Raw genomic sequence first — 13,524 nt, forward strand, 5'->3', positions numbered from 1 at the left:
GGTGGGGCATGTCGGGCGTGGAGGGCATGGCGCCATCGTACCTGCGGCGTACGTGTGGCGTGTCCGTGGCGTGCCCGTGGCCGGCTTGCGAAAGCACAAGGCGAGTTGCGGTGGCATCGGTATGCCATGGGCGCTCAAGCGTCACTTTGGCGACGATCTCCTGGGGCCTTCCCCAATGCCGGGAAGCGGGTGTGGGCCTAGCCTCGCTGGCAAGGCGGATTGCCGCCGTCCCTTCCACTCACCGACACTTCAAAGCCCATCCACCCATGCCCTCCCAGCCCGCGCACTACGCTTTCTGGCCCAGCCGCCTGCCCCATTCCATCACCGTGCCCGCCACCAGCGTCTGGGACAACCTGGCCGTCAATGCGCGACGCTACCCGGACAAGGCAGCCATCCGCTACTTCGGCAGCTCCATCAGCTACCGCGAGCTGTGCGAGGGTACGGAACGCATGGCGGCCTACCTGCACAGCCTGGGCGTGCAGCGCGGCGACCGCGTGATCCTGCTGATGCAGAACACGCCCCAGCTCATCCTGGCGCACTACGCCATCTTCCGCGCCAATGCGGTGGTGGTGCCGGTCAACCCCATGAACATGGCCGAGGAGCTCAGGCACTACATCACCGACGCCGACGCCAAGGTCGCCATCACCACGGCCGACCTGGCCCCCGAACTGGCCAAGGCCAGCAATGCGCTGGCGCCCGGCCAGCGGCTGGAGCACCTGGTCGTCACCCAGTTCACGGACGCCTTCGATGCCGGGGTGCAGGGCGACGATGCCCCGCCCGTGCAGTGGCACGACTGGCTGCTCACCCGGCGTGAGCCGGCCGTGCTCGATGGCGGCAGCGTCCACACCTGGCAGCAGGCCCTGGCCTGCACCGACGCCGCGCCGCCCCATGTGGTGGGCCGCGACGACATGGCCGTGCTGCCCTACACCAGCGGCACCACGGGCCACCCCAAGGGCTGCATGCACCCGCACCGCTCCATCAACCACAACGCCGTGGCAGGCAGCTACTGGGGCAGCGGCACCAGCGAGACCGTGGTCCTGGCCGTCGTGCCCATGTTCCACATCACGGGCATGGTCTCGGTGCTGCACACGGCCATCTTCGTGGGCGCCACCCTGGTCGTCATGCCGCGCTGGGACCGCGAGCTGGCGGGGCGGCTGATCTCTCGCTACCAGGTCACCAGCTGGACCAACATCCCCACCATGGTCATCGACCTGCTGGGCAGCCCCAACTTTGCGCAGTTCGACCTCACTAGCCTCAAGTACATCGGCGGCGGCGGTGCGGCCATGCCACAGGCCGTGGCCCAGCGGCTGCTGGAGCAATACGGCCTGCGCTTCAGCGAGGGCTACGGCCTGACCGAGACGGCCGCGCCCACGCACAGCAACCCGTTCGAGCATCCCAAGCAGCAATGCCTGGGCATTCCCTTCATGAGCACCGAGGCGCGTGTCATCGACCCCGAAACCGGCGCCGATGTCCCGCAGGGCGAGCAGGGCGAAATCGTCGTCCACGGACCCGAGGTCTTCGACGGCTACTGGAAGCGGCCGGACGCCACGGCCCAGGTCTTCATGGAGATCGACGGCAAGCGCTTCTTTCGCACCGGCGACCTGGGCCACGTGGACGAGGACGGCTACTACTTCATCACCGACCGCCTCAAGCGCATGATCAACGCCAGCGGCTTCAAGGTCTGGCCGGCCGAGGTCGAATCGCTGATGTTCCGCCACCCCGCCATCCAGGAAGCCTGCGTGATCTCCACGCGCGACGCCTACCGGGGCGAGTCGGTCAAGGCCGTCGTCGTGCTGCGGGCCGGCAAGGAAGACACCACGGCCGAGGACATCATCCAGTGGTGCCGCGAGAACATGGCCGTCTACAAGGCGCCCAAGATCGTGCAGTTCGTCAAGGCCCTGCCCAAGAGCGGCAGCGGCAAGGTGATGTGGCGGCAACTGCAGGAGGCGGAGGCCGGCTGACCGGCCCCCAGGGCCTCAAAGCCTGAAGCCCTGAAGCCCTTGCCCTCGGCGCGTTCCTGACGTGGCCGCCGAGGACGCTGTGGGGGATGTTTGCTGCATGGGCGTTGCGAAGGCTGCGCGCGCATCTATGATCGCGCCAGACACTAACACTGCATCAGACAGCACACAGTACACAGCACATGCATGGATTTCCTGGGTCCGCTGCCACGGTCGTGGCAGCATTTTTTTGCCTTCCCGCTTGCGCGCACGAACTGTGCACCATCGTCGCCGACGCCGACACGGGCCAGTCCCTGGTGCACAGCGGCCCGGCCTGTGCCGAGCGCGTCACGCCGGCCTCCACCTTCAAGATCGCCATCAGCCTGATGGGCTATGACGCCGGCATCCTGCAGGACGAGTCCCGGCCCGCGTGGCCGTACCAACCGGAGTATCCGGACTGGGGCGGCGATGCCTGGCGGCGCGAGATCACGCCCCAGGCTTGGATGAAGGACTCGGTGTTCTGGTACTCGCAGCAGGTGGCGCGGGAGCTGGGCCAGCAGCGGTTTGGCGCCTACGTGAGGGCCTTCCAGTACGGCAACGAGGATGTCTCCGCCGTTGCCGTGGCCCATCCCGGCCACAACGGCGCGTGGGTGGTGTCCTCGCTGCGCATCTCGGCGGTCGAGCAGGTGGCCTTCATGCGCAAGATCGTGCGCCGGGAACTGTCTGTGAGCAGTCAGGCCATCGACATGACTGCGCGCATCACCCGGCACCCCGTGCCTGTGGACGGCTGGACCGTGCATGGCAAGACCGGCACCGGGTCGCCCGGCAGCGACAACCGCTACGATGCCAGCCGGGCCTACGGCTGGTATGTGGGCTGGGCCACCAAGGACCAGCGCAGGCTGGTGTTCGCCACGCTGATCCAGGATGAGCAGGCCCAAAAGCCCAATGCCGGCCTGCGCGCACGCGATGCCCTGCTGCAGCGATTGCCTGCCGCGGACCGCTGACAATGCACGGGCGTTTTCCTTTCCGCACCTCTCCCACACATCTCCCGCACCTCTCCCGCACCTCTCCCGCATATCTCCCACATATCTCCCGCACAAGAGCGACAGACCGACACCCGATGAAGACCATTGACGAAATGCTGAACCTGGACCTGCTCACTCCCGAGCAGCACGTTGAGATCAGCGACTGGATTGCCCGCGCGAACTCCCCCGAGGAAATACTGCAGATGCCCGCCCCGCTGTGGCAGGCCGTGGAGCGGGCCAGCGAGGCCATGGGCGTCAATGCCGATCTTCTGCGGCCTCCGTCGCTGGATGCGGGAGGCGCCATTTTCGGATAGGGCGGGCGCCGCAGCTCACCATCCCATCATCGACCGGTGTGCGCCAATGCCTGCCATGGCGCCATCGCTCACCGCCATGGCCACGTTGCCGGCCGCGCGGGCCGCGTCGCCACAGGCGAACACGTTGGGGACGCTGGTGGCCTGGCCTTCCGCGACCTTGATGAAGATGCCCATGGGGCCATCTTCCAGGGCGCAGCCCAACTGCTCGGCCACGGGGCTGGCGATGCGGGTGCGCGGCTGGGTGAACAGGCCGTCCATCACCAGGCGGCGGCCGTCCTGCAGCACCACGTCGGCCCGGCCTTCCAGGCGGGCGATGGGCGTGGTCTCCACCTGGGTGCCCCGGCGCGCAAGGGTGGAAAGTTCTTCGGCGCCGGGCGTGTAGGCGCCGTTGAGCAGCAGTGTGGTCTGGCCCCAGTCCGGCAGCATGACGGCGTGGTGGTGGGCCAGGGCCGAGCTGGCGATGATGCCGATGCGCCCCGCATTCATCTCGTAGCCGTGGCAGTACGGGCAGTGAAAGACGCTGCGGCCCCAGCGCTCGGCCAGTCCCGGCACGGGCGGCAGGCTGTCATGCACGCCCAGTGCCAGGACGAGGCGGGCGGCGCTGATGGCAGCGCCCGCTGCACGGAACTCCAGCCGGCCATCGGGCGCCACGCGGGCGTCTTCGGCCGTGCCGTCCAGCCACTGCACGGTGGGGTAGGCCATCAACTGCTGCCGGGCCTGGGCGGCGATCTGGGCGGGGGCGACGCCATCCTGGGTGAGAAAGCCGTGCGATGTCTCGCCGGCCTGGTCCACGAAGCGGTTGCGCCGCAGCCCGGCATCGACCACCAGCACCTGGCGGCGCGCACGCGCCAGTTGCAGCGCGGCGGACAGGCCGGCATAGCTGCCGCCGATGACGGCGAAATCAACGTGTTTCATGCGAGTGCTCCTGCAGTTGGTGCCAACCCTGGCCGCCTGCTGCGCGATGGCGGGCCAGGCGGGCGTGGAAGTCATGGGACAGGGCAGCCAGCGTCACCGTGCCCAGGCGGGCGAGCAGGGCGGCCTCGGCCTGCTGCACGGCGTCGCTCAGGGCTTCGTTCACGGCCTGGGCGACCAGGCATTCGGGCCGGTCTTCCCTGAAGCCCAGCGCCACCAGGCCGGGGGCGCCCAGGGCCTCATGCACGTCGCGCAGCGTGGTGCGGTCCAGTTCGCAAGAAAGCACCCAGCCCCCGCCGTGGCCCTTGGCGGAGGTGACAAGGCCTGCATCGCGCAGGCCCGACATCAACCGGCGCAGCACGACCGGGTTGGTCTGCAGCGCGGCGGCGAGCATGTCGGAGGTGGCAGGTCCATCGCCCTCGGCCATGTGCAGCAGCACATGGAGGACGTCCGAGAATTGGCTGTTCTGTTTCATGAAACATTATTTGTTGCATGAGTGTGGCCTTGTCCCGTGAAGGGGAATGGGCCTGCCGCCGACTGATCAGGACTCGCCCGTGAACCCGATCTGCTTGACCAGCGAACTCCAGCGCTCGAACTCGGCCTGCTGGTCGGCCGCCATTTCCTGCTGCGTGCTGCCGCGCGCCAGCAGGCCCAGGGCGGCCAGGCCGTCGATCACGGCCTTGTCCTTGAGCGCGGCCGTGATGGCCGCGTTGGCGTTGGCAATGGTGGTGGCCGGGGTCTTGGCGGGAGCGTAGAAGCCGAACCATTCCTCCACCGTGACATCGGGGAAGCCCAGCTCGGTGAAGGTGGGCACGTCGGGCAGGAAGGGCGAGCGCTGCTTGCCCGAGGTGGCCAGCACGCGCAGGCGGCCGGCCTTCAGGTACTGCAGGTAGTCGCCGCTGGGGTTCATGGTGGCCGCGACCTGGCCGCCCACCAGGTCGGTGATGCTGGGCACGGTGCCGCGATAGGGCGCGTGCTTGAGTTCCACCCCCGAACGCAGGCTCAGCAGCGCGCCCAGCAGGTGCGGCATGGAGCCCGCGCCCGGCGAGCCGAAGTTGGCCCGGTCGGGGTGGGCCTTGGCCCAGGCCAGGAAGTCCTTGAGGGTCTTGACCTCGGCCGGCACGGCAGGCCCCACGGCCAGGCCGTGGTAGATGACGGCGCCGATGGAGACGGGGATCGCGTCCTCGGGCTTGTAGGTCAGCTTGGGGTAGATGTGCGGGTAGACCGAGAAGGCCGACACGGGCGCCAGCGCCAGCACCGAGCCGTTCGGCGAGGCGTTCTTCAGGGCCTCCACCGCGATGCGGCCACCGGCGCCGGGCTTGTTTTCCACAAAGCCCGGCCCTTTGCTGTAGGGCGTGCCGCCCAGCCGCTCGGCCACGCGGCGGGCCACGCTGTCGCCCGAGCTGCCTGCCGGAAAGCCGTACATGATCTTGACCTGGTCCAGTGCCTGGGCCAGGGCCTGCAGTGGCGACAGCGACCCCAGGGCGGCGGCGCTGCCCAGGGCCTGGACGAAATGACGGCGATGCATCTGCATGGATGTCTCCTGGTGAAATCGAAAAAAGGAAAGCTGGAAAGAACAGGCTCAGAACATGTGGCGGATGCCGACGTTGATGCCGGTCTGCGAGCGGCCCGGCGCGGTGTTGCTGCCCGGGGCGCCGCCGCTGACCGAGACGGTGGCCAGGCGGTCGTTGCGGATGTGGCCGAGCTGGGTGTAGACCGCCGTGCGCTTGGACAGGTTGTAGATGGCGCGTGCCACCAGCAGGTCGGAGTCGTAGCCCGAGACGCCGCGGTAGCGCAGCGTCAGCCACTGGGTTTCGACCACCAGCGCCTCGGTGACCGGGTACGAGGCGCCCACGTACCAGAGGTTGCTGCGCGGCTTGACGGCATCGGCATCGTTGTCGCGGCGCAGCAGGCCGCCGCCGACCTTCACGCCGGCCAGCTTGAAGTAGCCGCCCAGGTGCAGGCGCTCGTCATGCTTGGCGCTGGAGGTCATGCCGCCGAACACCGGGTCGGTGGACGAGGCCGGCGTGCGGCCGTTTTGCTGCTCGTAGCCCAGCGCCAGGCCCCAGACGGGCGTGTCGTACTTGGCGTACAGCGACCACTGGCGGCAGGCCTGCGTGTCCGATCCGCTCTCGCCCGGGCAGTTGGTGCCGGCAGGGCTGGGGCCTGCGTTGACGGCATCGCGCCCGAAGCTGTAGCCCGCGCCCAGCGCCAGGCCGCCGAAGTTGCCGCGCCAGGCCAGCATGTTGTCGGCGCGCGAGTTGGGAATGTAGGCGTCCAGCGAGCCCATGGCGAAGACGGCCGGGCCGATGATGTCCGAGTCCAGCAGCGACCAGAACAGCATGGAGTTCTGGCGGCCCATGGTCAGGCTGCCCCAGTTGCCGCCCAGTCCCACCCAGCTTTGGCGCCCAAAGCCGCGCCCGCCCTGGTTGAAGGTGCCCTGGTCGGGCGCAAAGCCCGACTCCAGCGTGTAGATGGCCTTGAGGCCGCCGCCCAGGTCCTCGCTGCCGCGCAGGCCCCAGCGCGAGGGCACCAGGCTGGTGGTCGATGGCATGCGGCTGAGGCCACCGCCCGCCGCCACGTTGTTCAGGTGCTCCACGCCCACATCGACGATGCCGTAGAGCGTGACGCTGGAGGTGCCTTGCGCGAAGGCGCCGAAGCTGGCGCCGGAGCCGGCCAGGGCCAGCACGGCGGCGGCGGCCAGGGTCAGCGGGGAAGGGGTTTTTTGCATGGTGATGTCTCCTCTGGTTTGAAAAATCGTTGCCGTCTTGGCGTGGGTGTCCGCGCGCCTTTTCTCGGGCGCAGCGGTGCCCGGCCCCGCCGGGGGCGGGACTGCGGACAAGGGGTGGATGAGGGCGGAGGGGGCGGGCCGTTCAGGAGACCGTTCAGGCGCCGCCCGCCGTCACGGCACGGTCAGCGGCAGCTGAAGCTGGCAGCGCTTTCCATGTCGCCGCTGCCGTTGTAGCGGGCGGCCAGCGGATGGGGGCACAGCGGCCGGGTGCGCGTGGGCGACCAGGTGGCGGGCAGGTCGGTGTTGGCGCCGCCCGCATTGCCTGCGCCGCGCGCACTGGCGATCACGCGGTCTGGGGCCTGGCCTTTCTCCACCCAGGCCACGAGGGAGCTGAGCATGTCGAACTGATCGGTGGCAGGGCCGCCGCTGCAGTGGTTCATGCCGGGCACCAGGTACAGGCGGGCGAAGTCGGCTGCATCGCCATGGTTGCGGCGCAGCGTGTCGTACCACTGCACGGTGTCGTCGCTGGAGAAGATGGGATCGGCCGTGCCGTGGTAGACCATGAGCTTGGCGCCCCGGTTGCGCAGCACGGGCAGCTTGCCGTAGTCGGGCGGCATCATCAGCGACAGGCCGCTTTCCGTGAAGGTGCCGTTGGTTGCCTGCACCTTGGCCAGCATGCTGTCCACGCTGCCGTTGAGGGCGAACTGCGCGTCGTTGAAGCTGGCGGCGCTTTCCGGCGGCGTCTGCCAGATGAAGGCCACGGCACCGGAGTCGCGGCTGATGGGGTTGGAGAATTTCCAGCCGGCCCAGCCGGCCGTATCCAGGCCCGCGTCATACGGGAAGCTGCTGTAGATGCGGCTGCCGCCGCTGGTGGTGGCGCCCTTGAACAGGCCGGCAATGGTGCTCTTTTGCTCGGCGCTGAGGCAGCTGCCGTCGCGCGCGCCGCCGCAGGTGGGCACGTCGCGCGCCAGGTCGAAGCTTGCCTGGCAGGCTGCGCCGGCCTGCACCATGCCGTCGGTGGCGCCGTCCAGCGCATCGCACCGTGCCAGCACGGCCTGGCTGACCAGGCGGCGCTCGGCCTGGGTGAAGCCCGTGCCCAGATCCTGTGTCGTGGTGGCCAGCTTCGCATAACCCTGGGCACCGGCAATGTTCGCAATGGCCGCCAGCGGCAGGCGCGTGCCGGGGTTGCCGGCAATGATGCCGTCGTACTGGTCTGCATAGCGCGAGGCCGCCACCATGGCGTGGCGCCCGCCGTTGGAGCAGCCGCCCAGGTAGGAGCGGTCCGGGCCCTTGCCATAGGCCGTCTGCAGCGCGCTGCGCGCCATGGGCGTGAGCTTGCCCACGGCCTGGTAGCCATAGTCCAGCCGCGCCTGCGGGTCCAGGCCGAAGAAGGGACCCAGGCTGCCTGCATGCCCGGCGTCGGAGCTGAGCACGGCAAAGCCCATCTGCAGCGCATTGCCCAGCGGCCCGCCGCCCAGCGCGCCCACGGCCGTGCTCACGACGCCGTCCAGCCCGCCGTTGGCCTGGTAGAAAAAGCGCCCGTTCCAGTCGCGCGGCAGGCGCATCTCGAAGCCCACGGCGTAGTTCTGGCCGTCGACGGTGCTGACGCGCTCGTGCATGCGGCCGGTCACGCGGCAGTGCTCGGCAATGGGCTTGCCTGCCACCGTCAGCGTGCCGGCTGCCACGGTCTCGGCGGCGGTGATGCGGGTGTTGGGGAAGGATATTTTCGCGGCCAGGTCCGTGCACGACAGCAGCGTGGCGGGGCGGGCTTCGGCCAGCTGCGCGATGCCGTCGCTCGAGCCGCCGCAGGCCGACAGCAGCAGGGCGGGAAGGGCGGCGGCCAGCGCGGCCGGCAAGGCGCGGGAACGGGTCTTGTGGATCTTTCTGTCCATGTCTGTCTCCTCGGAAGGTGGTGTGAAGCCTCAGCGCGAAACCGTTGCGTGGCAGCCGTTGCCCGCATCCGCATCGCTTTCTGATGGTCGCGATTTTGGTTATATTTAATAACCAATTCAAGCGGCCTTTGCGAATTTCTTATTGGGACTTCCCCTTGATGCCGGGGCAGGCAGCAGGCCGCACAGGAGACAGACATGGACCACGAAAAGCTCATTGCCATCGACATCCACACGCACGCCGAGGTGAGCTGCTGGAACCCGTTCGACAACTACGGCGAGGAGTACGACCGCGCCGCCGACAAGTACTTCGGCAACGGCCGGCGCCCGACCATCGCCGAGACCGTGGCCTACTACCGCGAGCGCAACCTGGGCCTGGTGATGTTCACGGTGGACAGCGAGTCGCAGCTGGGCCGGCGCCGCATTCCCAACGAGGAGATCGCCGAGGCTGCGCGGTCCAACAGCGACATGATGGTGGCCTTCGCCAGCATCGATCCGCACAAGGGCCGCATGGGTGCGCGCGAGGCGCGGCGGCTGATCGAGGAAGAGGGCGTCAGGGGCTTCAAGTTCCACCCCACGGTGCAGGGCTTCCATCCCTACGACCGCATGGCCTGGCCGATCTACGAGGTGGTGGCCGAGCACCAACTGCCGGCCATCTTCCACACGGGCCACAGCGGCATAGGCAGCGGCATGCGCTGCGGCGGCGGCCTGCGCCTGGCCTACAGCAATCCCATGCACCTGGACGATGTGGCCATCGACTTCCCCGACATGCAGATCGTGATGGCCCACCCCAGCTTTCCCTGGCAGGACGAGGCCCTGTCCGTGGCCCTGCACAAGCCCAATGTCTGGATCGATCTGTCGGGCTGGAGCCCCAAGTACTTTCCCCGGCAGCTGGTGCAGTACGCCAACACCCTGCTCAAGGACCGCGTGCTCTTCGGCAGCGACTATCCGCTGATCACGCCCGAGCGCTGGATGAAGGATTTCCAGGAAGCCGGCTTCAAGCCCGAGGTGATGCCCGGCATCCTCAAGGGCAACGCGGTGCGGCTGCTGGGGCTGGAGCAGCCGGCAGCGGAGAAGGCGGACTGAGCGCGCTCAGTTGTAGATCTTCTGCAGCAGCTGGATCAGCGTCCTGCGCTCGGCGTCGGTCAGGCGGTAGGTGGCATCCAGTTCCAATTCCGCCGCCGTTCTTTCCGCCCGGGCCGTGAGCTCGGCGCCGGCCGGTGTCAGGTGCACGCCCACGGCGCGGCGGTCGGTGGGGTGGGTGCGCCGCTCGATCAGCTTGCGGCGCTCCAGCGCCGCGATCAGGCCCACCAGGTTGGGCGGCATCACATCCAGCGCCGCGCACAGCTGGCGCGAAGTGATGCCGGGGTTGTGGGACACCAGGGAGAGCACGGAGAACTCCACCATCTTGAGATCGTGGGTGGCCATGCGCTCCACGAACACTTCGATGATGGACAGCGAGGCACGCCGGGCGTTGTAGCCCACCAGGGTGTGCAGGAAGGAGGCGTCGATGGACGGCCCCGGCGCTGCAGTGCTGGACGGGGCCGTGTTCTCTTCGGCAGGAGCGGGCTTGGGTGTGCGGGCGCGGGGCATGGGGACAAGGAACTGAAAGCCGAATCATAGTGGGGCGCGGCTGCCATGTCCCGATGCCGGCGCAGCGGACTTGCCCTGGTGCTAGAAGTCGAAAAGATCGGAGAGAAAGCCTTCGCGCTTCTTGCGGCGGTAACCATCGTGGCTGGAGTGCTCGCGCCGGTCATGGGATCCGTCAGGGCCCGCGCGCCGTTCCTGCGGGCGTTCATAGGCTGCTGGCGAGGCGGGCACGGAGGGTGCCTGGGCGGCGGAGCGCTCGATGAGCTTGTCCAGCTCTCCGCGGTCCAGCCAGACTCCGCGGCATTGGGGGCAGTAGTCGATCTCTATGTTCTGGCGCTCGGAGATGATGAGCGTGGCATCTCGGCAGGCGGGACATTGCATGACAGTTTCACCTTTGCCTGTTCAGGCAGTGGCTCCATCGGCAACGATGGAGTGTGGGCCGGGCTGTTATGCGTTGAGGTCTCCAGCGAAGGCCGTTCGACTGCGGGGGCGATGGATAGTTCCGTCGCTCCAAGCGCCATCACCATCTCGTGCCAGTCCATGCCGCCCCCGAGGCCGAGGGCAGTGGCGACTGGCCGCGTTCGCCTTCAGCCTGTCTTCAGGCGCGCTTCAGCGCCCCTTCAGCGCCACTTCAGCCCCCCTTCAGCCTGTGCGTGCGCCATGTGCCCGGACGGTCCTACATTGCGGCCTGCCCCCTTGCGGGCATGACTGCATCAGCAACCAGGAGGACCATCCATGATGACTTTTCGCCATTCCCGCGCGTGGCTCGGCGCGGCCGGCATCGCCACCCTTGCCCTGGGCCTTGCGGCCTGCGGCGGGGGCTCTTCGGGCAGCACCAACCCCGGGCCGCGCATCTGGGGCTACATCCAGCTGCCTGACGGCAACAAGATGCGCTATTCGGTGGTCTTTCCCAAGGGGCCGGGGCCTTTTCCCGTGCTGATGGAGTACGACGGCTACGGATCGGGCTCGGTCACGGACCAGACCACCCAGGAGTGGACCAAGGAAGGCTATGCCGTGATGGGCCTGAACGTGCCCGGCACGGGCTGCTCCACGGGCGAGAACCAGTGGGCCGACGCCTCCGTGGGCGCGGCCGGGGCGCATGCGGTGGAGTGGGCGGCGCGCCAGGCGTGGTCCACGGGCAAGGTGGGCATGGTGGGCTATTCGTACTCGGGCTACGACCAGCTGTGGGTGGCGGCCCAGCGTCCGCCCAGCCTCAAGGCGATCGCGCCGGGCAAGAACGTGGCCGATCCCTACCGCGACGTGGCCTATCCGGGCGGCATCCAGAACATCGGCTTTCCCGCCAACTGGTGGCGGCAGTTCCCCGCGATATGGCGAAAGGCCGCCGACGATGCCAGGGCGCTGGACGGCGATACCGGATGCGCCCAGGTCGTGGAGGACAACATCCGCAAGATCCAGCGCCCCGATCTGGACATGGCGCGCTGGCTGGACGAGGACCGCTTCTTCGGCGCCCGCTACGCGCTAAAGAGCGCCATGAACTCCACGCACCGCATCGACATCCCCACGCTGGGCACCCAGTCCTGGCAGGACGAGCAGGTGGGCACCCGCATGGGCTACTACGAGGACAGCATCGCCCCGGACAAGATGTGGCTGATCAGCTCCAACGGCGACCACCACACCGACAACGCCCCCTTTTTGCGCGAGACCATGAAGCGCTTTTATGCGCGCTTTCTCAAGGGCGAGAGCAATGGCTTCGAGCACACGCCGCGCGTGCTGCTGGCGCAGGAAATGCAGTGGATGAACGGTGGGGGCGACTATGGGCAGCTGCGCCCCTCGGCCGTGGCCAGCTTTGACCGGCTGCCCGTGCGCGTCACGCCCATGACGCTGTGGCTGCAGCCGGGCGGCGGGCTGGGCGATGCGCCGCCGCAGGCCGAGCGCCAGTCGGCCAGCTACCGCTACCCGCTGCCGGGCGCCGAGGCCAACCATCCCGACGCGGACACCGAGTCCGGCGCGGGCCAATGGACGGCCAGCCCCGCCGGACAGGGCCTGCTGCGCTTCACCACGGCCCCGCTGCCGCGCGCGCTGAGCTTTTATGGCGAGGCCTCGCTGGACCTGTGGCTCAGCGCCACGGCCGGCGACACCGATGTGCAGGTCACCGTCTCGGAGGTGCGTCCCGATGGCCAGGAGATGTTCGTGCAGCGCGGCTGGCTGCGTGCGTCCATGCGTGCGCTGGACGGCCAGCGCTCCACCGCCTTGCGGCCCTGGGGCGATTTCACCGAGGCCGCCGTGCGCCCGCTGCGCCCCGGCGAGCCCACGCTGATGCGCGTGGAAATCCAGAAATTCGCCCATGTGTTCCGCGCGGGCTCCAGCCTGCGCGTGACCCTGGACACGCCTTCGCAGACCGGGTACTGGGCCTTCGACCATCTGTCCACGCCTTCGACCAACACCGTCTGGCTGGACCGCAGCCGGCCCTCGAAGATCGTGCTGGGCCACATCGCCTATGCCCATGAGCGGCAGCTGCCGGACTGCCGGCGCATGCTGCGCCAGCCCTGCAGACCCAACGAGGAGGCCGTTCCTTCCGGCGTGGGCCCCCTGCCGCCGCTGTGATTTCATGCCCCGGTGTTGACCATGAATGAACGTTCGTTCATCATTCGGGGCATGAAAAAGAAAGAAGACATCAGCGAGCGCCGGGCTGTCATCGTGGAGGCCGCCCTGCAGTGTTTCGTGGAGCGCGGCTTTCACTGCACCAGCATGCGCGACATCGCGCAGGCCGCCTCGGTGAGCCTGGGCAATCTGTACAACCACTTCGACAGCAAGCAGGCCTTGATTGCCGAGGTCGCCACGCAGGAGCAGACCGAGCTGCTGCCCTTGCTGCAGGCGCTGGAGCGGGCCGCAGCCCCTTCGCTGCCTGTGGTGGCGCAATTCCTGGCCGCCTACCAGGCGCTGTGCCGCCAGCGGGAATGGGCCGTGCTCAGCGCCGAATGCCTGTCCGAGATCGCGCGTTCGCCCGGGCTGGCGCCGGCCTTCGAGGCCAACCGCAGGCGCATGCTCGACGGCCTGGCAGGCTTCATGGAGCGCGGGGCGCAGCAGGGCCTCTTGCGGCCCGCCGTGCCCGTGCGCCTGGCCGCGCAACTGCTGCTGGATGCCGTGGAAAGCGATGCGCTGCGC

At 68.5% G+C, this 13,524-nt stretch carries 13 protein-coding genes; 6 read left to right on the forward strand and 7 right to left on the reverse strand.

Annotation, left to right across the window (positions count from 1 at the left end):
- The first annotated feature begins 266 nt into the window (after window positions 1-266).
- The 3 genes from JHD82_RS26720 (at window position 267) to JHD82_RS26730 (ending at window position 3,276) form a co-directional block, all read left to right on the forward strand.
- Window positions 267-1,961, forward strand: a complete 1,695-nt coding sequence (locus tag JHD82_RS26720; RefSeq protein ID WP_199139761.1) for a long-chain fatty acid--CoA ligase — start codon at window positions 267-269, stop codon at window positions 1,959-1,961.
- A 179-nt stretch (window positions 1,962-2,140) separates the two neighbouring features.
- Window positions 2,141-2,941 (forward strand): class D beta-lactamase, encoded by an 801-nt coding sequence (gene blaOXA, locus JHD82_RS26725; RefSeq protein WP_199139763.1) that lies wholly within the window; start codon window positions 2,141-2,143, stop codon window positions 2,939-2,941.
- Between the two features lie 116 nt (window positions 2,942-3,057).
- Complete coding sequence (locus tag JHD82_RS26730) at window positions 3,058-3,276, forward strand: hypothetical protein (protein WP_013801743.1); 219 nt, start codon at window positions 3,058-3,060, stop codon at window positions 3,274-3,276.
- 15 nt (window positions 3,277-3,291) lie between these two features.
- Here the strand turns inward: JHD82_RS26730 and JHD82_RS26735 are convergent, their stop codons facing one another.
- From JHD82_RS26735 to JHD82_RS26755, 5 genes are all read right to left on the reverse strand, one after another.
- Entirely contained in the window at window positions 3,292-4,191 is a 900-nt protein-coding gene (locus tag JHD82_RS26735) for an NAD(P)/FAD-dependent oxidoreductase (RefSeq protein WP_199139765.1), read from the reverse strand.
- Window positions 4,178-4,663: an Rrf2 family transcriptional regulator gene (locus JHD82_RS26740; protein WP_012206340.1), complete on the reverse strand. Its 486-nt coding sequence runs from the start codon at window positions 4,661-4,663 to the stop codon at window positions 4,178-4,180. The genes JHD82_RS26735 and JHD82_RS26740 overlap by 14 nt, the downstream gene beginning before the upstream one ends.
- A gap of 66 nt (window positions 4,664-4,729) precedes the next feature.
- Entirely contained in the window at window positions 4,730-5,722 is a 993-nt protein-coding gene (locus JHD82_RS26745; protein ID WP_012206339.1) for a tripartite tricarboxylate transporter substrate-binding protein, read from the reverse strand.
- A gap of 48 nt (window positions 5,723-5,770) precedes the next feature.
- Window positions 5,771-6,919, reverse strand: coding sequence for a porin (locus tag JHD82_RS26750; protein WP_199139767.1), 1,149 nt, complete (start codon window positions 6,917-6,919; stop codon window positions 5,771-5,773).
- Between the two features lie 182 nt (window positions 6,920-7,101).
- Complete coding sequence (locus JHD82_RS26755; protein ID WP_012206337.1) at window positions 7,102-8,811, reverse strand: tannase/feruloyl esterase family alpha/beta hydrolase; 1,710 nt, start codon at window positions 8,809-8,811, stop codon at window positions 7,102-7,104.
- 195 nt (window positions 8,812-9,006) lie between these two features.
- Between JHD82_RS26755 and JHD82_RS26760 the strand changes: the two genes are divergently transcribed.
- On the forward strand, window positions 9,007-9,894 hold the full coding sequence (locus tag JHD82_RS26760) for an amidohydrolase family protein (protein ID WP_199139769.1): 888 nt from the start codon (window positions 9,007-9,009) through the stop codon (window positions 9,892-9,894).
- Between the two features lie 6 nt (window positions 9,895-9,900).
- Here JHD82_RS26760 and JHD82_RS26765 read toward each other — a convergent pair whose 3' ends face one another.
- A complete protein-coding gene (locus tag JHD82_RS26765; RefSeq protein ID WP_012206335.1) occupies window positions 9,901-10,401 on the reverse strand; it encodes a MarR family winged helix-turn-helix transcriptional regulator in 501 nt (166 codons plus the stop codon).
- 81 nt (window positions 10,402-10,482) lie between these two features.
- Window positions 10,483-10,779, reverse strand: a complete 297-nt coding sequence (locus tag JHD82_RS26770; RefSeq protein ID WP_065345116.1) for a zf-TFIIB domain-containing protein — start codon at window positions 10,777-10,779, stop codon at window positions 10,483-10,485.
- A 354-nt stretch (window positions 10,780-11,133) separates the two neighbouring features.
- Between JHD82_RS26770 and JHD82_RS26775 the strand changes: the two genes are divergently transcribed.
- Window positions 11,134-12,963: a CocE/NonD family hydrolase gene (locus JHD82_RS26775; protein ID WP_012206333.1), complete on the forward strand. Its 1,830-nt coding sequence runs from the start codon at window positions 11,134-11,136 to the stop codon at window positions 12,961-12,963.
- Window positions 12,964-13,014: 51 nt separating this feature from the next.
- On the forward strand, window positions 13,015-13,524 hold a 510-nt coding region (locus JHD82_RS26780; RefSeq protein WP_233174906.1), incomplete at its 3' end, for a TetR/AcrR family transcriptional regulator.

It is taken from the genome of Delftia sp. ASV31 (assembly GCF_016428765.1).
Taxonomy (GTDB): Bacteria; Pseudomonadota; Gammaproteobacteria; order Burkholderiales; family Burkholderiaceae_C; genus Comamonas; species Comamonas acidovorans.

Excerpts from the sequence above, each read along its gene's own strand:
- JHD82_RS26755 (WP_012206337.1), bottom strand. The coding sequence starts at position 8,811 with ATGGACAGAAAGATCCACAAGACCCGTTCCCGCGCCTTGCCGGCCGCG.
- JHD82_RS26760 (WP_199139769.1), top strand. The coding sequence starts at position 9,007 with ATGGACCACGAAAAGCTCATTGCCATCGACATCCACACGCACGCCGAG.
- JHD82_RS26730 (WP_013801743.1), top strand. The coding sequence starts at position 3,058 with ATGAAGACCATTGACGAAATGCTGAACCTGGACCTGCTCACTCCCGAG.
- JHD82_RS26735 (WP_199139765.1), bottom strand. The coding sequence starts at position 4,191 with ATGAAACACGTTGATTTCGCCGTCATCGGCGGCAGCTATGCCGGCCTG.
- JHD82_RS26775 (WP_012206333.1), top strand. The coding sequence starts at position 11,134 with ATGATGACTTTTCGCCATTCCCGCGCGTGGCTCGGCGCGGCCGGCATC.
- JHD82_RS26720 (WP_199139761.1), top strand. The coding sequence starts at position 267 with ATGCCCTCCCAGCCCGCGCACTACGCTTTCTGGCCCAGCCGCCTGCCC.
- JHD82_RS26745 (WP_012206339.1), bottom strand. The coding sequence starts at position 5,722 with ATGCAGATGCATCGCCGTCATTTCGTCCAGGCCCTGGGCAGCGCCGCC.
- JHD82_RS26740 (WP_012206340.1), bottom strand. The coding sequence starts at position 4,663 with ATGAAACAGAACAGCCAATTCTCGGACGTCCTCCATGTGCTGCTGCAC.
- JHD82_RS26770 (WP_065345116.1), bottom strand. The coding sequence starts at position 10,779 with ATGCAATGTCCCGCCTGCCGAGATGCCACGCTCATCATCTCCGAGCGC.
- JHD82_RS26750 (WP_199139767.1), bottom strand. The coding sequence starts at position 6,919 with ATGCAAAAAACCCCTTCCCCGCTGACCCTGGCCGCCGCCGCCGTGCTG.
- blaOXA (WP_199139763.1), top strand. The coding sequence starts at position 2,141 with ATGCATGGATTTCCTGGGTCCGCTGCCACGGTCGTGGCAGCATTTTTT.
- JHD82_RS26765 (WP_012206335.1), bottom strand. The coding sequence starts at position 10,401 with ATGCCCCGCGCCCGCACACCCAAGCCCGCTCCTGCCGAAGAGAACACG.